Annotated in this window: 14 protein-coding genes; 10 read left to right on the top strand and 4 right to left on the bottom strand. The window is 61.9% G+C overall.

The window, feature by feature from the left end; all coding sequences use genetic code 11:
* The first annotated feature begins 714 nt into the window (after nt 1-714).
* From BM177_RS13930 to BM177_RS13945, 3 genes are all read left to right on the top strand, one after another.
* Complete coding sequence (locus BM177_RS13930; RefSeq protein ID WP_139223634.1) at nt 715-1,599, top strand: IS1595 family transposase; 885 nt, start codon at nt 715-717, stop codon at nt 1,597-1,599.
* 39 nt (nt 1,600-1,638) lie between these two features.
* The gene (locus BM177_RS13935; RefSeq protein ID WP_091684655.1) at nt 1,639-2,490 is read left to right on the top strand and encodes a hypothetical protein; all 852 of its coding nucleotides are present in this window, start codon (nt 1,639-1,641) and stop codon (nt 2,488-2,490) included.
* A gap of 622 nt (nt 2,491-3,112) precedes the next feature.
* Nucleotides 3,113-5,290, top strand: coding sequence for a copper-transporting P-type ATPase (locus BM177_RS13945; RefSeq protein ID WP_210185915.1), 2,178 nt, complete (start codon nt 3,113-3,115; stop codon nt 5,288-5,290).
* A 71-nt stretch (nt 5,291-5,361) separates the two neighbouring features.
* On the opposite strand, the gene BM177_RS19575 is transcribed toward BM177_RS13945, so the two are convergent.
* Complete coding sequence (locus BM177_RS19575; protein WP_139223635.1) at nt 5,362-5,802, bottom strand: site-specific integrase; 441 nt, start codon at nt 5,800-5,802, stop codon at nt 5,362-5,364.
* Between the two features lie 393 nt (nt 5,803-6,195).
* On the opposite strand from BM177_RS19575, the gene BM177_RS13955 reads away from it, so the two are divergent.
* From BM177_RS13955 to BM177_RS13970, 4 genes are all read left to right on the top strand, one after another.
* The gene (locus tag BM177_RS13955; RefSeq protein WP_091684797.1) at nt 6,196-6,483 is read left to right on the top strand and encodes a type II toxin-antitoxin system TacA family antitoxin; all 288 of its coding nucleotides are present in this window, start codon (nt 6,196-6,198) and stop codon (nt 6,481-6,483) included.
* Nucleotides 6,480-6,995, top strand: coding sequence for a GNAT family N-acetyltransferase (locus tag BM177_RS13960; RefSeq protein ID WP_091684664.1), 516 nt, complete (start codon nt 6,480-6,482; stop codon nt 6,993-6,995). Before BM177_RS13955 ends, BM177_RS13960 begins: the two co-directional genes overlap by 4 nt.
* A gap of 188 nt (nt 6,996-7,183) precedes the next feature.
* On the top strand, nt 7,184-7,501 hold the full coding sequence (locus BM177_RS13965; RefSeq protein WP_091684667.1) for a hypothetical protein: 318 nt from the start codon (nt 7,184-7,186) through the stop codon (nt 7,499-7,501).
* 248 nt (nt 7,502-7,749) lie between these two features.
* Nucleotides 7,750-8,328: a hypothetical protein gene (locus BM177_RS13970; RefSeq protein ID WP_091684669.1), complete on the top strand. Its 579-nt coding sequence runs from the start codon at nt 7,750-7,752 to the stop codon at nt 8,326-8,328.
* A 290-nt stretch (nt 8,329-8,618) separates the two neighbouring features.
* On the opposite strand, the gene BM177_RS13975 is transcribed toward BM177_RS13970, so the two are convergent.
* The 3 genes from BM177_RS13975 to BM177_RS13985 all read right to left on the bottom strand — a co-directional run bounded on the left by BM177_RS13975 (nt 8,619) and on the right by BM177_RS13985 (nt 14,789).
* Nucleotides 8,619-12,089 carry an ATP-binding protein gene (locus tag BM177_RS13975; RefSeq protein WP_091684671.1) on the bottom strand — a complete coding sequence of 1,157 codons (3,471 nt, stop codon included), beginning with the start codon at nt 12,087-12,089 and terminating at the stop codon, nt 8,619-8,621.
* Nucleotides 12,079-13,365: a metallophosphoesterase family protein gene (locus BM177_RS13980; RefSeq protein WP_091684674.1), complete on the bottom strand. Its 1,287-nt coding sequence runs from the start codon at nt 13,363-13,365 to the stop codon at nt 12,079-12,081. Before BM177_RS13980 ends, BM177_RS13975 begins: the two co-directional genes overlap by 11 nt.
* Before the next feature lie 254 nt (nt 13,366-13,619).
* A complete protein-coding gene (locus BM177_RS13985) occupies nt 13,620-14,789 on the bottom strand; it encodes an RHE_PE00001 family protein (protein WP_175492613.1) in 1,170 nt (389 codons plus the stop codon).
* Between the two features lie 516 nt (nt 14,790-15,305).
* Here BM177_RS13985 and BM177_RS13990 point away from each other — a divergent pair.
* The 3 genes from BM177_RS13990 (at nt 15,306) to BM177_RS14000 (ending at nt 17,359) form a co-directional block, all read left to right on the top strand.
* Nucleotides 15,306-15,545 (top strand): addiction module antitoxin, encoded by a 240-nt coding sequence (locus tag BM177_RS13990; protein WP_091684679.1) that lies wholly within the window; start codon nt 15,306-15,308, stop codon nt 15,543-15,545.
* Nucleotides 15,535-15,873, top strand: a complete 339-nt coding sequence (locus BM177_RS13995) for a type II toxin-antitoxin system PemK/MazF family toxin (protein ID WP_210185912.1) — start codon at nt 15,535-15,537, stop codon at nt 15,871-15,873. Before BM177_RS13990 ends, BM177_RS13995 begins: the two co-directional genes overlap by 11 nt.
* A 319-nt stretch (nt 15,874-16,192) precedes the next feature.
* Nucleotides 16,193-17,359, top strand: a complete 1,167-nt coding sequence (locus BM177_RS14000; protein ID WP_091684685.1) for a site-specific integrase — start codon at nt 16,193-16,195, stop codon at nt 17,357-17,359.
* Nucleotides 17,360-17,547 lie beyond the last annotated feature (188 nt).

Raw genomic sequence — 17,547 nt, forward strand, 5'->3', positions numbered from 1 at the left:
GAGGCAGCAACGGAACTTTTTTCCATATTTTTTAAAGCATATGATCCTGCAAGGCTCCGCTTGCGCGCGCCGAAGAGGTTTTCGACGTACCGAAACTGCGCGCGCCTCAAATGATTCCCGCTTTCTGGACTTGCCTCAAACGACACGCGCCGGAGTAACCTCGTCGACCTACCCGTGGATCGAGGATCTCTGTCATCGAAATGGTAAAAGCACGCGCCAGGGTGAATCAAAAATCAAACTCCGCAGAACACGATGGTCCCTTCGAATTCTCAGATGTCGTCAAAACTAATCGGCGCGCCCGAATACGCCGCCCATACGTCAGTTTAGATCGTCGCGCCTTGCGTCAGGTTGGCGCGTGAAGCGAGGCGGCGGGGAACTCCTCGATTTTCCGGAGGCGAATGCGCCCTGGTCCGCCGTCCACAACTTCGCCTGGGCGGCGGGTTGCCTTCCGCGAAATAGACCTCCTCGATGACGCCGGTGCGGCTCTCGACGAAAAAGCCGGTAGCATCGCCTTTCGCGGGCCCGCAGCGCCACGCGCCATCGTCTCCACGCTGTCGCGAAGAACATAAGCCTGTTGAATTGAGGGCTGGGGCCGCGTTCTGAGCACTTGGCCCCCCGCAGAGTCTTTGTCAGGGAATAAGAGGGCGATTATGCGGAACTTGACACGGTTTTAATGTTGGCGTAGGGTTGTTCTCAAGCAAGGGAATCACTCCTATGGCCAGTTTCACCAAGCAAATGACCGTCCCACAGTTCGAGGCTATGTTCTCGACTGACGACGCCTGCAAGAGCTATCTTGTTTCGCGTCGCTGGCCTGCTGGCATCCGTTGCCCGCGCTGTGGAAATGAAAAGCTTGCTGAGATTAGCTCTAAGGCGTTCCACTGGCAGTGCCGCGCTTGTTCTGCTACCGGCTACCGCTTCTCCGTTTTGGTCGGCACAATTTTTGAGAACACCAACGTTGGTCTCAAAACGTGGTTCAAAGTCATCTATTTGATGCTGACCAGTAAAAAGGGCACCTCTGCCTTGCAGGTCCAGCGCATGTTCGGGTTCGGCTCCTATTCGACGGCCCATTATATGTGCCACCGCATCCGCGCGGGCCTCGCTGACCCTGAGTTCCGCAAGCTTATGGGCATTGTCGAGGTTGACGAGACTTACATCGGCGGCAAGGAAAAGAACAAGCACGAAGCGGATCGAAAGCACATCGGCCGTGGCGGCGTGGGCAAGGCTACTGTCATCGGCGCCGTCGAGCGCAGAGGCAACCTTGTCGCTCGCGTCATCGAGCGGGCCGATACCGAAACCCTGAACGCCTTCATCCGCGAAGCCGTCTCCGAAAAAGTTAGCCTCATAGCGACTGACGAGCACCCCGGCTATCGGTCGCTCAAGAAGCATAGAACCGTCACGCATAGCGCTGGGCAGTACGTTGATGGCGTTGTCCATACGCAGACCATTGATGGGTTCTGGTCGCTCCTGAAGCGCGGCATCATGGGCAGCTATCACAAAGTCAGCCGCAAATATCTTCCGTTGTACGTCGCTGAATTTGAGTTCCGGTACAACAATCGGGGCAATCCTGACATTTTTGGCGCGGCAATAGCACGCTGCTGAAACGCAGAAAGAGCCGTGGGAGGCGGAAGCGGTATCAGAATGATTGATAAGATAGATGGCGGCTATCACGCCACCCACAACAATCATAAGAAATCCTGCACCACCAAGCCATTCCCTGCGTGGGTGCAGGCCATGAAACATGATGAACCATCCGAAGACGAAGACCACAAAGCCGCCGAACGCCGCCACTGGACTATCCAGAATTGGGCTCAGTGTATTACTGTTGTTGTCGGCAGCCTCGCGCTCATTGGGGCATTTGTAAGTGCGAGTCTGTCTTATAGGGCTTTTAAAGAAGCTCAAAGACAAGCTAACGCTGCACAAGAGCAAGTTGGAATCATGCGAGAGCAAGAACGCGCTTGGGTTAGCGCAGCTATCGTGATTGACGGAGATTATACGTTCCTCCCTTATCTGGGAGGCACCCTGCGCTTCCATCTTACACTCAAAAATGTTGGGCATACTCCCGCATTTAATACTAGGACTTCGATTAGGTTGTATGCTCCGCAGAGCAAAGGAGATGATATAATTACCACGCTGAAAGAAGCATGCGAACATCTGAGGTCTCAACCTGACTTGCTCAGTGTTGTTTTGTTCCCAGACGAAATAACCAGGAGCGATATTTTCAATCCAGAACTTTCTTACATGGTTACTGTGGATCAAATTGTGAACCATATAAAAATATCGCACAACGGGGACAATATCAGTTTGTTTATTTTGGGGTGCGTCGATTACACAATTAATGATGAGCATCACGAAACTAGCGTTTTGTATTCGATATATACCGTTGAAAAAAATACTGGTGCTATTAATGGAACTATCAGCCCTTATGAAACGATCAAAAGAGAAGATATCCGCGTCAGGGCGGTTTATGGGCACAGCAGCCTGACCTACTGACAAATTCAGAGCTATAGAAGATACCACAGTCAATGCAATGATGAAGCGCCGGGCTATTTGCCAGATATAGCCAACTTGCCGCGTCGTGTCAAGTTCCGCATAATCGCCAATAAGAGCGCGTCAAAGGGGAAAGAGTTGGATAGTCCGTAAAGTGCTCCATTCGGCTGCGTTGACGCAAAAAGATTGGCCGTAGACAGAGCCAACTTGTTATTGCTGTAATTGGTCGCCGTGTTTGCTTTGCCGATAGCGATCTTGCGAACTCCCGGCCAGGGGTCACCACCGCCTTGGCGATCAACCACCGCCGACTTCATCATGTTTGGCGAAAAAAGACCTCCATTGGACAACTAAATAACCGACGCACTCATCTCCCATGCGCCGACCTTTGACGACGAGCTGAGATCGAGCAGGCCGGCAGCTTCACCCCGAAGGGTGCGACAAGGGCATAGCGCGGAGCGAGGTTTCTGCTTTCGCCAAGGCCTTTGGCGGACTGATCAACCGGGAAGCCGACGCGATCTACATCAAGCAGAAATTCTGGAGCGTCCGACAGGGGATCACCCAGTACCATGATGGTGAGTAGATTCCGAGCAAGCAGTCGAGGACGAACCGTGCTAGCATGCTCGCTATGACTGACCTTCGCATCCACGACGAACCATCTATAGCGTCCACGGGCCCAACCGTCACCGGGGCCATCTACACCTGCCCGATGCATCCCGAAATACGCCAGGTTGGGCCGGGGAATTGCCCCATATGCGGAATGACGCTGGAGCCGGTCAAGGCAACGGCAGAGGCGAGCGAAAACGACGCACTGAGTGACATGACGTGGCGATTCTGGATCGGGTTCGCTCTAACCTTGCCGGTGTTCGTCCTCGAAATGGGCAGCCATATTCCCGCCCTTGGACTGCACGGCCTTGTGTCACCGCAAGTCTCGACATGGATTCAGTTCGCACTATCTACGCCGGTCGTCGTGTGGGCGGGTTGGCCGTTTTTCCAACGCGCATGGGCGTCGATCATCCACCGCAGCCTGAACATGTTCAGCCTGATCGCCCTCGGCACCGGCTCGGCTTACCTTTACAGTCTCTTCGCAACCTTCGCGCCTGATCTGTTCCCAACCGGTTTTCACGGCATGGGGGGCACGGTCGCTGTTTATTTCGAAGCCGCAGCAGTGATTACGGTTCTCGTATTGCTGGGACAGGTGCTGGAATTGCGCGCCCGCGAGCAGACCGGCGGCGCGATCCGCGCGTTGCTGAAATTGGCTCCCAAGACCGCACACCGCTTGAAAGCCGATGGCCAGGACGAGGAAGTCGCCCTTGAGCTGATTCAAGTCGGCGACCGTCTCAGGGTTCGGCCAGGCGACGGCGTGCCCGTCGATGGCGAAGTGCTTGAGGGCAAGGGAGCCGTGGACGAGTCCATGGTTACCGGCGAGTCGATGCCTGCGGCCAAGAAATCCGGCGACAAGCTCATAGGAGGGACTGTAAACGGCACGGGCTCTTTGGTGATGCGCGCGGACAAAGTCGGCGCGGACACGATGCTCGCACGCATCGTCACTATGGTCAGCGAGGCGCAACGAAGCCGCGCGCCGATTCAGGCGCTGGCGGACAAAGTGTCTGGCTATTTCGTCCCCGCCGTGCTCGGCGTGGCGGTTATTGCTTTCGTTGCGTGGGCGGCATTCGGTCCCGCCCCCGCGCTTTCCTATGCGCTGATCGCGGCCGTTTCCGTCGTCATCATCGCCTGTCCCTGCGCGCTGGGTCTCGCCACCCCAATGTCAATCGGCGTTGCGATCGGCAAGGGCGCGGGCGCAGGTGTCCTGATCAAGTCGGCTGAAGCCCTTGAGCGTATGGAGAAGGTCGATACTCTGGTCGTCGACAAGACGGGGACGCTCACCGAAGGCAAGCCGAGGGTGACGGCCATTGTTCCCGCCGCCGGATTGTCCGAGGCGGAGCTTTTGCCTTTGGCGGCCAGTCTGGAGAAGTCCAGCGAACACCCGCTCGCCGCCGCCATCGTCGCGGCGGCGAAGGATCGCGGGGTGACGACGAAGGAGCCGACGGACTTCGTCTCCGTCACCGGCAAGGGCGTCACCGGCAAGATCGATGGCAGGCCGGTGGCTTTGGGCAACGCCAAGCTGATGGCTGACCTCGACATAGCATTCGGCGATCTTGATCGCAGGGCGGAGGAGCTTCGCGCCGACGGTGCGACGGCTCTTTTTCTCGCAATCGGCGACAAACCTGGTGGCGTCATCGCCATTGCCGATCCGATCAAGGCGACGACACAAGCCGCCCTCGATACTCTTCGGAGCGATGGCATACGGATCGTGATGCTGACCGGCGACAACAAGACGACCGCCGAAGCGGTTGCCCGCAAGCTGGGCATCAAGGAAGTCGAAGCCGACGTTTTGCCGCAGGACAAGAACCGCATCGTCAAGAAGCTCACGTCCGAGGGGCGCATTGTCGCCATGGCGGGCGACGGCGTGAACGACGCACCGGCACTGGCCGAGGCGTCTGTTGGCATCGCGATGGGAACAGGAACCGAAGCCGCAATTCAGAGTGCCGGAATCACCTTGGTGAAGGGCGATCTTGCGGGGATTGCGCGGGCGATTGTCCTAAGTCACGCGACGATGCGGAACATCCGCGAAAATCTGATCTTCGCCTTCGCCTACAACGCAATCGGCATCCCAATTGCCGCTGGCGTCCTCTACCCAGCCTTCGGAATCCTTCTCAGTCCGATTATCGGCGCGCTCGCGATGTCGCTCAGCTCCGTTTCCGTGATCGCGAACGCTCTGCGCTTGCGTACGCTCAATCTCTGACAGCACCTTGAAGCCGAACGAAAGGTACTTCCGACCGAACTGAGAGTGGTTCGCCGTCTATTTGCCTTCTCTCAAATCCGTAGCGTGGTGACGTCCGTCCCCGGCGGGTTTCTCCTCCCCCACAGGCCGCGCCTCGTGCCGCTTGCCGCTTTTTTCGTGGAGCCGGCCCACCAGCGTTTGCCCTCGGGGTAATAATCCTCGACGCGCGTGGCGACGACGGCACCGATCAGGGCGAAGGCGAAGGTCATGACGGAAATCAGCGCCCGGTCCCGCAGCCCGACGAGCGTCGACGTATCGATGCTATTCAGAAGCTTTCGCGCCTGGTCTCCATCCAAAACCGCGGTCTTGCCGGTCTTGACGACATGCTTTGGGCCGCGGACCGCATGGGCCGGGTTCGTCGCGACGACTTGGCCGGTGACGAGCCATCGAACAGCTTGCGGATGGCGGCGAGGTGCTGCTTGACCGTCGGCTGCTCGAAGGTCTTGCCGAGCGTTTCGATATGGCGGCGACATGCAGCGGCTCGATGTCGGCGATTTCGCCGATCGCACCAGGCGAAAAACTGGACGGCGGCATGGTGATAGGCCGCCCGCGTATTCTTGTTGCGGATGGTCGCGGCGAAGAATTCCAGAAAGCGCCGTGCGGCTCTGGTCACCCGCAGCGGCGATCACCCGCGGCACGACAATGCCGCCGCGGCCGGCGACGCCGGTCAGCGGCCGGGATTCGGCTGGCGCAAGAGCCTTTGATGCGCCATCGTTTTCCACGCCCGTTAGAGTAACATAACGTCCTTTATGTTACGTTAATATCCCGGCCAACCAGCTTTGTAAGCGGGAGCTAGACCGAAAATCTATTTCTTGAATTGTACGGTTAAATGCCGTACATTATAATCAAGAAAGAGAGGGTACATGATGGCCCAAGAAACCAACCGCACAGCCCGCATCGAAGCGCGTATCGCGCCCGACGCTCTAGCTGTCGTCAAGCGCGCCGCTGAGATCACCGGCCGCAGCGTTAGCGACTTCGTGGTCGCCGCAGCTCAGGAAGCTGCGAACCGCACGATCGAGGACACGCAAATCATCCGTCTCTCGGTTGAGGATCAACGCATCTTTGTCGATGCGATCCTCAATCCGCGTGAACCGACGCCGGCGCTGTTGCGTGCGGCTGAAGCCTATCGGAGTATCATCAAGGACTCGCAGTGACGCAGGGCTTCAGGATCGAAGCTCTGACCTCGGCGCATGACCGCAAGAATTTTACGAGCGGCGTCGAGCCGCTCGATCGCTATCTGCGCGATCTGGCGACACAGGACATCAAGCGGCGGGTCAGCAATTGCTTTATTGCGGTCGACACCGCCGGTTTGATCGCCGGTTATTACACCTTCGCCGCAGCAAGTTTCCCGCTCACGGAATTGTCCGCCGACGAAACAAAACGCTTGCCGCGCTACGCGCTCCTGCCCGCCGGCTTGATCGGCCGCCTCGCGGTCGATCGACGATTTCGTGGCCAGCGGCTCGGTGGCGCGCTCATCATGGATGCCGCGACGCGTGCGGGGCGCGCCGAGTCGGCCATCTTCGCGCTCATCGTCGACGCAAAAGACGACGCGGCTGTCGGTTTCTATCAGCATCATGGATTCCGGCGCTTCGCCAGCAAGCCCGCGTCGCTATTCCTGCCGATCGCCACCGCTCTGCAAGCCCTGGACGCGAAATCCATCAGATAAGGAGCGATTCAGAGACGTTTCTCGGCACGCTGTCCCGAACCTTGTCCGCATCGTTTCGGCCTGATTCGGGGGCACCTCAATCGGTAAAGCTTCCACGCCGCGATCGCGTAGCCAGGCGACCCTATGCCGTCCGTCGGTCCCTCGTGAACAGGATTGCCCGGGCGCACGGCTTCCAACGTTCCGGTCGCTTGATCCGCGACCGCGTGATGACGTTCGCAAATCGTTATCACAACGTCGTTTCAGATGCGACGGGGACGCAGTTCGTATGGATCGCGAGCGAAGATTCAGCGACCTGGCGTTCGTTCCGTGTTCCCAGCGCAGAGTCAGACTCTCGACCTGTTGAGGAGATCCCATTTGAGGAGATCCGCGCAGCGGTCGAACTTGCGCGCGGGCCGGATATCGTCGTTGAGGTCGCGCGCTTATTCGGCGTGAAGCGACTCAGCGGGTTGGCGCGACGGCGGCTCGAGCTGGCGATCGGGGATGAATTGGGGAGTGGTGGCGGCTAGTGGGATCCGACTATGAAAAAGTGTCCAGCTTTGCCTTCGTTGCTGGCCGCGATTCTGGAAGCGAGTGGCGTTAGGTTCTCGAGTCCCGGCAGGTATGTTCTCGCGCCAAATCGGGAAGCCCGATATTGCGCACGAAGCTTCATTCTTCCCGGCAACGCGGCAACGCCGCCAAACTCTCTGCGTCTTTGCCCTCAGGCGGCGCATCAAGCAATTTAGCCCATGTTGGCGCGAACCTAAGGTCATAACCCATGCGCAAGGAAAACCAATGGACACTTGGGCAGCATCATTTCGTTCTCCCCGATCTTCCAGACAACCTCAGAGGCCGCCATGGATGCAGTTTACAACGGGCTACCTTCGACCCGTCCGTGGGTGAGGAAGTTTATGCTCTCTTTAGGGAGGAGCCCGACTACGCGGACCAATATGGACAAGCTATCCCACTCAACCTAATCGCCCACACGGGCCTCGTCCGCACGCCGTGCGGAATAGTCGCCTTCATCGTTTGGCAGATTGCCGCGGGTTCGCCCCAGGAAGTCATGGTCGAACAATACCTCAACGCCCAAGATATTGGCGCGCTGCGCCTCGTTTTATCGGCTGCAAACCAGTCGCATTTCAAATTGGTCATCATCAACAACCAGAGTGCAGAGGTCGGCGCTTTCGTCGATTTTGAGAATGTTTTCAAGTTCGACGAACTTGCATCCGCCATGGTCAGCGCGATCGGTCATGAGCCATTGGGGAATTTTGCTGCGGCGACAGACCACGCTATGAGAACCCTGACGGTGCCGGAGCTTATCGTGTTGTCTGATCTAGACTTTGTAGGGAATAGCTGATCGGTTGTCACGGGACATGTTGGCGCGAGAGTCTTCGGGTATTCAGGGCGATGGACTGACCCCTTACGCGCCCCACAAACTACCGTTCGATTGGCGTACCCCCAAACTACGGTGGGTCTTCCTCACTTTGTATGAAAAAGTGCCCGCTGATTGATTTTGCAAGCGGCTTTGAATACCAGGCGTTTTGGTCAAATTGTGCCGTTTATCACCCTTTCGGCGTCTCCCGAACCAATTCCGAATGACCTTTCAAAGCGTCAGAAAACAGGGTCTCGCAGTTATTCGGCCTCACGCTATCCGAGTCTGTGCACCTGTGCGGTGGGGCAGATCTGCTTTGCAATTTCACACAAATGCCGATGGTGGGTGAGGTAGATCACCTGGCCGACCGCGGCCATTTCGGCGAAGAGCCGAAACGCTTCCTCCGCCCGAAAATCGTCGAAGGTCTCCATGATGTCGTCGGCGATGAAAGGCGGTGGCCGGCGCGATCGCGCGAATTCGTAATAGCCCGCGACGCGCAGCGCCAGATAGAGCTGAAATCGCGCGCCCTTCGATAATTCTGAGGCGATTTTCGAACCGCCGTCCGCGCCCAGCGCGATCAGAATTTCATTGTCCTTGTCGAGTTGAGCGCGAAGGCCCGTATAGGCGCCCCGGCTCATCGTTCGAAATGCGTCGGACGCGCGCGCCATCATCGAGCTGCGATGCCGGTCGCGATAGGCGCGCAGGGCCTGCTCGGCGGCGGCGCAGCCGGCGCGAATCGTGAGGTAGCGAACCGCCTTTTCTTCGATTTCGAGAAGCGTCGTTCGCCGTCGCCCTTCGAGTCGCGCGACAGCGTCGTCGCCTCCGACCGCCTCGATGCGGTCGGCCGCCTTGCTGTGCTCGGAGAACAGATCGCGGCTGCGGCGGTCCTGATCGTCAAAGCGCGCTTTCAGCTCGGCGACCTCCGCATCGAGCGCAGCTCTATCAGCGGCGTCGAGCGCGCGTTCAGCCTCTTCCAGGGTTGGCGACCGGAGAGCGTTGAGGATATCGCGCTCAGCTGCAACCGCCTGCTTGGCGAGATCGGCCTTCTTTAAGACGCCCTGCAGTTTCGCCCCGACTTCGGCCAGCGAATTGACTCCAAAATAGGCCGTCATTTCAGTTGTGCGCGTTGTCTGAATTGTAAGCGCCTCTGCAAGCGCGCGCTGTCCGTCGCGGGCTGTCTCGAACTTTTGTTGCGTGAGGTCCCGTTTCGCCCGTGACGCCTTCGCCGCTTGCGCGCGATCATTGATCGCTCTTGAAACGTCAAGGATGGCGTCCGACGAGGGAACGCCCAGTTCGCGAGCGATCGCCGTCACCTCAACTGCGAAATCGGCCTGATCCTTCTCCATTTTGGCGATGCGGTCCGCGAGACTCGCCTTTTTTTCGAGCGCGGGGCCGAGCTCGGCGATGGCGGCCAGGATTTCGCGAACCGTTTCGAGCGAGGGCGCAGCGCCGGCTTCGCCAAGCCAACACTCCGAACACGCCTTGGCCCATAACGCGGCCCAGGCCTGATCAGCGGCGGCAGCCTTTTCCGCGTCGCTCACGCGATTATTAAGGTCGCGCTGGCGATCCTTGACCGCATCCCGCAAGCTTCTCACTTCGGTCTCATGGTCGATGGCTGCTTGCGCCGTCGCCAAAAGCGTCTCAAAGCTTGCGTCCGCTTCATAAACGACGCCTGCCGCGCCAAGAGCGGCCGTCAATCGATCCCGAGCGGCTTGGGCGTCTGCATCCGCCTCGGCGAGATCGCGCTCGGCCGCCAGAAGAAACTCCCGCGTCTCGAGCGCCTTGGCGCGGCGGGTGAGCCAGCCCTCGAGCCAAGAGAGGGTCGCATCCGCTAAAGCCGGCGTCATCGCACGCACAAATTCCTCAATCTCGTCGTGAACGGTTCTGAAAGAAGTTTCCGCCGCAGCGAGGAGTTGGCGCGCGCGGCTGAGGTCAGCCTCGAGCGCGGCGAGCGCGAGGGTGGTTTGCTGAAGCTTCGCGAGGTCGCCCGCGTGTCCGAGACGCGCGCTTGTGACGATATCATCCTGCCGAAGCGCCCCCTCGAAGGCGTCCGCGGACGCGGCGTCGAGCGTGCGGCGATGGCTGGCCCATGCCTGCTCGCGGGCGGCGCGACTCTTCGCCGTCTCTGCGTCGCTGACAACCGCGACGACGCCGTCAATCGCCTCCTCTTCGGCCTTGACCCGGAGTCGCTCCGTCGTCAGCCGCTCGACCTCGCCGCCGCGCACCCCGATGCGCTTTTGCGCCTCGGCCGCCGCTGCTTTCCAGCATTCGATCGTGTCGGGCTGGGGGACCGCCATTGCGAAGAGGCCCTCGACGTCGCCCTGCCAAGGCCGCAACTCGCCGATGCGGGCAGCCAGGGTCTGAAGATGAGCGGCGCGGGACTGGGCGGCGAGACGGCGGCGCGCGGCGTGATCGTCGGCGCGAAGCGCGGCGACGGTCGCCGCGAGCGACGACATCCGAGCGGCGTTCCCCTGCCCCGCGTCCTGTCTGTCGCCCGCCGCCTCGAGGTTGGAGCCGGCCTCGTCGAGGCGACGCCTTGCCTCCGAGAGTTCGTTATCGGCCGCCTTCGCCGCGGCCTCGACGCCCGAACGCGTTTCGATCAGCTTGCGCAGGGCGCCGACAATGGAGGCGCCGAGCACAAGACGAGCCGGATCGCCCTCCTCCTTTTGGTCGACCCGGCTGAGGATCCCGGCAATTGTCAGGTCCTCCTCCCGCAACTGCAGGCGGCGTTCGGGGAGGTCCTTCGCCGCGGTCACATGGCGCGCGCGGAGATCCGCCAACATGTCTATTCGGTCGGCGAGGTTCGCTGCGGCTTCGTCCACAGGCTGGCTCTCCAAGTCGGAGGCCAACTGCGCGATTTCATCCGCGACGCCTTGCGCGCGCGTCGCAAGTTCGATCTCCTCTTTCTGGAGACGCGGCAGCTCTTCGGCCCAGCCCAGGGGCGCTTCCGGGAGGCCCGCAAGCGGGTCAATCTGCTCGCGGAGGATTCTCAAATCGGTCAGCCGCGGCAAGGCGCCCAGGAGCCGCTGTATCTCGTCCAGCCGCGACTGGGTTGCGCCGCGCTCGCCGATCGCCTTCTCGTATTGGGCGGCCAGCCGATCGCGGGTCTCGACAAGCTGCCCGTAGGCCGACGCCAGGGTGTCGATGCGATCCCGCTCGTCTTTCAGGGCGGCGAGACGGGCTTTGAGGTCCAGGAGCTCGCCGCTGCGGGCGCGATATTTGTAAAATCCGTCGGCTTCGGTCCTGAGTTCGCCAAGGCTGCGGCTCAGGTCGGCGAGGCCTGCGCTTGCCGAGAAAAGGAGTTGGCCGAGATCGCCCTTGCTGGCGAGAATGCCCTCGCCGCCGGCTTCCAGCGTTTCGTCGTCGAGCGAAAACATGGCGCGATAGGACTCGCGATCCAAGCCTCCGAGTTCGCCTAGAATGAAGCCCTCGGGAATGGGCTGTTCGCTCGCGTCGAGGAGGCTGTTGTGAGGTCGCTTGAGGCGAAGAAGTTCGCGGGGCTCGCCGGCGACCTCCAGGGCGCCGCCGATCCGCATCGCCGCGTAGGGATGCAGGAAATTGAAACGGCTCCGTGTCTCGATGCCGAAGAGGAGATCAAGAAAAGCGGCGAGCGCCGTCGATTTCCCCGCTTCGTTCGGACCATAAACGATATGCAGGTCGGGCGCGCCAGGACTTTGCGCGCCGAAATCGATCCGCTTATCCGTGAATTTACCGTACCGGATGAGGTCGAGGCGATTAAGACGCATCAGGGCCGCCGCCTTCCGCGCTCGAATGGAGCCGGGCGAGCACGTCTTCGGCGCCCTCCTTCACCAGCTCCGCGAGGACGGCCTTGAAGGCCGGTTCGTCGCCGCCGAATAGGCCTCTGCATTCCGGCGGAAGTTGCGCCCTCAGCTCCTCGGCGATATCGACCACCTCCGCCTGATAGGCTTCGGAACGGAGAATCTCCGCGCCGATCAGGCGCCGCAATTGCGTAACTGGATCATCTGCTGGGCTGTCCATCGCCCCCGGTGGCCGGCAGGCGACTTCGAGCTTCTCGACCCAGCAGGTCCCGATGACGGAGCCGCGGTCATCGACCTCGGCCTTGAGGAGATCAAGATCGCGGCGGATGCGCCAGGCGAGCGGCGTTGCGCCCGTCAGGCGAACGCGGGCCACCCAATGCTCTGACGCGACGCCAGCGAGCGCGCGTTCGAGCGCTTCGCCGAGCGCGCCGACGAGCTGGCGCCAATCGTCGACGCCTGTCGCATCGAACGACAGTCTCTCAAACTGCGCGGCGCTTGTGACGCGCTCCTCGATCCGGATCGATCGGTCGTCGGCGATCGTCACCAAAGTGACGGACTTGGCGCCGTCCTCGTTGATGTCGCGGCCCTGCGGCATGCCGGGCATCACGATCGCGCATTTCCCCTCCACGACCGAGCGCTTGTGAACGTGACCGAGCGCCCAATAGGCGAAGCCCGTCGCCTGAAGGTCGGCGACGCTACAGGGGGCGTAGGGATCGTGCCCTGGGGCGCCGCCGAGGCTCGTATGTGCAATGCCGATGTTCACGGCGTCGTCGATGCGAGGCTTGTATTTGCTGATCAGGCTTTCGGGCGCGAGCGGATTGGCGAAGCTCAGGCCGTGGATCGCAACTTGAAAATCGCGGTCGGAGCGGACCGCCATGACTGCCTCGGCGCGGCCGCCAAACAGCTTCACCGAATCCGGGAATGTCAGCTCCTTCGTGATTCGCGACAGTGCGTCGTGGTTGCCGCGGATGACGTAGACGAAGACGCCGGCCTCATGCAGCCGCCGAATCTGCTCGGAGAGGAACCGCGCCGTCTTCATGGAGGTCTGGTCGCCGTCATAGAGATCGCCGGCCAGGATCAGCGCGTCGACCTGCTCGTCAAGACAAAGATCGACGATGCGCACGAACGCGCGACGCGTGGCGTTCCCGACCAATTCGGCGAGGTTCGGATCACGTAGCGCCAAAGAGCGAAGCGGGGAATCGAGATGGATGTCCGCCGCATGGACGAAGCGGTACGCCGCGATTTGCCCCTCCTCATGATCACGGCGCGGAGATCAATTATGCCGACGATTCGGCTTTCCAGCGCGGATCAGATTACCCCGAAATGGGCACCGTCCCTAAAGCCGATGGCCGACGAGCGGCGCTTATTCACATCATTGCGGGCGTTTGGCTGGCGATCCGTTTGAGGCTCCACGAAAGCGGCGCGCAGAGAAATTGCGAAGTCAGGCGAACCCTCGTTAGCTTCGCCCAGTCCTGCCCAGATCTTACGAAAATCGCCTCATCCGATCGTCCAGGCGCGGTAGCGTTTGCGGCCGGTGATTTCCCTTAAAGAGGAGCCGAGCTCTGCAACGAGCAGCTGCGCCGCCTGCGGGCTGATCTTGAGCCTTTGCGCGATCAGCGGGACGCTGACCAGCGGCGCCTCCAGCAGCAGCTCAGCAAGGGCCGGCAGGTTCGAACTCCCCCTTTTCCCTTTGCACTTCCGCGCAAGAAGCTCGCGCGCGAGCGTCAGCCGGTCGTGCAGCGCCAAAGCTTCGCCCGCCCCGGCCGCGACGATGGCGAGGCTGTGCTGAAGGTCATCGAGGGGCGTGCGGAGACGCCGCAGCGCGGGTTTTAGGCGGCGGAGACCCAGATGGAAGACGAGAAGATGCGCGACGGTCCGGCCGCGCCGGCGCAGATAAAGGGCGGCCAGAACCGGCGCGAGAAAACCCTGGCGCTGCAACGGCTGCTGGTGGCGCCAGGCGCGGGCCAGCAGAAGCGCGCCGAGCAGCGGCGGAAAGGCGTCGGCCTCTGTCAGGCCCGCGCTCCAGGCTTTAAGCCGGCCAGCCTCGTCCCAGTCTTCGTCATAGACAAGCGAGTCTCTCGCGCCGGCGCTGAGGCGGAGCAGCAAACTCTGGGCGGCCGCGGCCGCGGCCGAGGCGCCCGCTTGTTCGGCCGCGAATTCGTCCGAATCGCCGTCGCGATCGCCATCAAAACCGCGGCCATCCGGGTCGGCGTCTTCTGCTTCGCCCGAGCCCCCTGCCCTCCCGGCTGGACCGTCCGCGGCCGGACCCGACGCCGACCGCCCGGCCAGGCGCAGGATTCCCTCAGGTCTGAGCAAGGCTTTGGGGTCGCCCTCAGCCGCCCGGCGACGCAGCCGCAGATAGGAATGGGCGCGGACGAGTTCATGGCTGGGGCTGCGCACGTCCATGCCGGCGTCGTGCAGCACGAGATCCTCCAGTTGGACCAGCTCCGCCTCGGCCCAGAGAGCGGCGCAGGCCTCCCGCGCGTCGAGCCTTGCGAGGACGCCGCCGCGGACCGGGCTTTTGCGCAGCCGTTCGTCGAGCCTGGCGAGCGCGTCATCAGCCGCCGACATCGGGCCGATGATTTCGGCTAGCGCCTGGGGGCCGAGATCGAACGCGGGCGGCGGCGGAGCGTTGTCGATACAGGCGGCGGCGGTCTTGAGGGACATTCGGGACCAGGCGAAAGCGGTAAACATCTTGAGAATCAGAACGAAAGAGACCATAACACAAGCTAGAAGGCGATTAAACTGTTTCACCTGGACGCCTCCAGTTCGGACTCCTCACCATCGATAATTAGCGTTTATCGATGGGGATGGGCGCGCGCGCGGAAACGGTGCGGAAAACGGGCGATTTCGGGCGGGATGAGGCGGGTTTGGCCCGGGTTCTGGGCGCGGTTCGGGCAATGCCGGACGATAAAACCGCGCACAGCGGCGGCGCGGCCCGGAAACGTCGGCCGCGGCCTTCGCCCGGCGCGCCCTGCCCGTCCGCAGGCCGGCGGGCGAGCGGCCGTTCACCCCTCAGCCCATCGCCAAAGCGTCGAACACGGCCTTCGGATTTCGGGCCAAATGATCGTGCGCCGGCTCGCAGTGAGGAATCGGCGCCGCCGACGCCGGGCGGCTCGGCCTCGGAGCGATTGCTTTTTTGGCGCTCTAGACGTATTACTATACGTATTAGGAGAGCTGCAAATGTTGAAGAAACTCACCATCACGGTCGACGCCGAGGTCTATGACGGCTTGCATAGCGTCATCGGCCGGCGCCGCATCAGCCGTTTCCTAAATGATCTCGCCCGGCCGCATGTCGTCGGTCAGGACCTCTCCGCCGCCTATGCCGCCATGGCGGCGGATGAGGGCCGAGAGGCCGAAGCGGAGGCCTGGGCCGAGGCGCTCCTCGCCGACGTCGCCGGCGAACCGCGCCGTGACCGTTGATCCGCATCCCCGCCGCGGCGAGGTCTGGCTGGTGTCCTTCGACCCCTCCGTGGGCGGCGAAATCCAGAAGACGAGGCCAGCCGTGGTCCTGAGCAACGACGCCGCCAACGCCGTGCTGAACAGGGTCCAGGTCGTGCCGATCTCAAGTCAGATGGGCATCCTATATCCCGCCGAAGCCGCCGTCACGCTCAACGGCGAGCGGCGCAAGGCCATGGCCGATCAAATGGCGACCGCCAGCACGCGCCGGCTGATAAGGCGCGTCGGGGCGCTCAAGGCGGACGATCTCGACGCCGTCGCCCGGGCCGTGAGGCTGCAGCTTGGGATTTGACGCCGTCCAAGATTCTCTGCTCGGACGCGGCGGCGTGTAGCGCGCGCGAATGAGACGAGCGCGCCCCAGCGGGCCCATCGCCAGCCGTTGAGGCGCGTGGGCGACTTTTTTCGTCTGCTGTTTGCGAAGGCGGTCGGAATCAGCGGTCATAGCCTTTTCCTGTTTGGGAAAAGGCTACGACCAAGCGGAAGGTTCTAACCAGCCGGATTGAGCGCGCGCAAAGGGATTCACGCGGCTCCGCCAAGGCGCTAAACTGACAACACTTTGAATCGGGGCAGAGGCGACCGCCCAGGAGCCCGGGCGGAGGATTGAACGCCACATGACTGATTCCTCCCCTGCCCTTCCACGCAATACGGTCACGCGGCGCGCGTTGGAGCTCGACGCGCTGGCGGCGATCCTGCCGATGGACCGGCGCGACCGGCTCGCCGAAATCCTGACCGACGATGATGTGGCCACCCTCAAACATCTGGCCAAGGAAGGCATGGGCGAGAACAGCCTCAAGGCGCTCGCCTCCGACCTCGCCTATCTCGAGGCCTGGGCTTGGGCCTCGACTGGGAACCCCCTGCCCTGGCCGGCGCCCGAGGCTTTGGCTTTAAAATTTGTCGCGCATCATTTGTGGGACCCGGCGCGGCGGGAGGCCGATCCGAGCCACGGCATGCCGGCGGACGTTGCGGAGACTTTACGGGCGCAGGATCTGTTGCGCGCCGATGGCCCGCACGCCCCGTCTACCGTGCGCCGGCGACTGTCAAGCTGGGCGACCTTGCATCATTGGAAAGGCGCGGCCGGTCCGTTCAAGTCCACGTCGCTGCGGTCCGCTCTGCGGTTGTCGGTCCGCGCCGGCGCGCGGCCGCGGATGCGCAAGAGCCAGCGCGCGGTGACGCGCGACATTCTGGAGGCGCTGCTGGCGACCTGCGGCTCCGGCCGGCTGGCCGATACGCGCGACGCCGCGTTGCTGCTCGTCGCCTTCGCCTCGGGCGGGCGCCGGCGCAGCGAAGTCGCGAGCCTGCGCGTCGAGCAGCTGATTGAGGAAGCCTCGATCCTAGAGGATCCGGACGATCCGAATTCGCGCGCGCTGCCGTGCCTGGCGATTCGGCTTGGCCGAACCAAGACGGCGAAGGCCGACGAGGACGCTCGGGTGTTTCTGGTCGGGCGGCCGGTCGAGGCGGTGCGGGAATGGCTGCTGCGCGCTGGGATTGCGAAAGGCCCGATTTTTCGCGCGATCGACCAATGGGGCGGGCTCGACGACAAGGCGATGACCCCGCAGGCGGTGAACTGGATCCTGAAGCGGCGCGCCGCGGCGGCGGGGCTCGATCCGAAGCTTTATTCCGCGCATGGCCTGCGCGCCGGCTATCTGACCGAGGCGGCGCGGTCAGGGGTCTCCTTGCAGGAGGCGATGCAGCAGTCCCAGCATCGCTCGGTGCAGCAGGCGGCGAGCTATTACAATGACGCTGAGCGCAAGCAGGGCAGGGCGGCGAGATTGATTTGATCTGCTAAAGTGGAATAAGCCGCGGTGAAACTGAAGCAAAGCAACAGTTCCGCGCTTGGGCTTTAGTTTTGTGCGTCCGCGAGGCTGTATTCAAATCTGGTGGAGCAGCGCAGCGAAGTCGAGGGGCTTCGCGTCGAGCTTGTCGAAGAGGTGGCGGTCCCGTCCGATCCGGCCGACCTTAATTCTCC

The organism is Methylocapsa palsarum (assembly GCF_900114285.1).
GTDB classification, from domain to species: domain Bacteria; phylum Pseudomonadota; class Alphaproteobacteria; order Rhizobiales; family Beijerinckiaceae; genus Methylocapsa; species Methylocapsa palsarum.

What these genes read in the sequence shown, in the direction of transcription:
- BM177_RS13930 (WP_139223634.1), top strand. Translation starts at nt 715, where the DNA reads ATGGCCAGTTTCACCAAGCAAATGACCGTCCCACAGTTCGAGGCTATG.
- BM177_RS13935 (WP_091684655.1), top strand. Translation starts at nt 1,639, where the DNA reads ATGATTGATAAGATAGATGGCGGCTATCACGCCACCCACAACAATCAT.
- BM177_RS13945 (WP_210185915.1), top strand. Translation starts at nt 3,113, where the DNA reads ATGACTGACCTTCGCATCCACGACGAACCATCTATAGCGTCCACGGGC.
- BM177_RS19575 (WP_139223635.1), bottom strand. Translation starts at nt 5,802, where the DNA reads ATGTCGCCGCCATATCGAAACGCTCGGCAAGACCTTCGAGCAGCCGAC.
- BM177_RS13955 (WP_091684797.1), top strand. Translation starts at nt 6,196, where the DNA reads ATGGCCCAAGAAACCAACCGCACAGCCCGCATCGAAGCGCGTATCGCG.
- BM177_RS13970 (WP_091684669.1), top strand. Translation starts at nt 7,750, where the DNA reads ATGCGCAAGGAAAACCAATGGACACTTGGGCAGCATCATTTCGTTCTC.
- BM177_RS13975 (WP_091684671.1), bottom strand. Translation starts at nt 12,089, where the DNA reads ATGCGTCTTAATCGCCTCGACCTCATCCGGTACGGTAAATTCACGGAT.
- BM177_RS13985 (WP_175492613.1), bottom strand. Translation starts at nt 14,789, where the DNA reads ATGTCCCTCAAGACCGCCGCCGCCTGTATCGACAACGCTCCGCCGCCG.
- BM177_RS13990 (WP_091684679.1), top strand. Translation starts at nt 15,306, where the DNA reads ATGTTGAAGAAACTCACCATCACGGTCGACGCCGAGGTCTATGACGGC.
- BM177_RS14000 (WP_091684685.1), top strand. Translation starts at nt 16,193, where the DNA reads ATGACTGATTCCTCCCCTGCCCTTCCACGCAATACGGTCACGCGGCGC.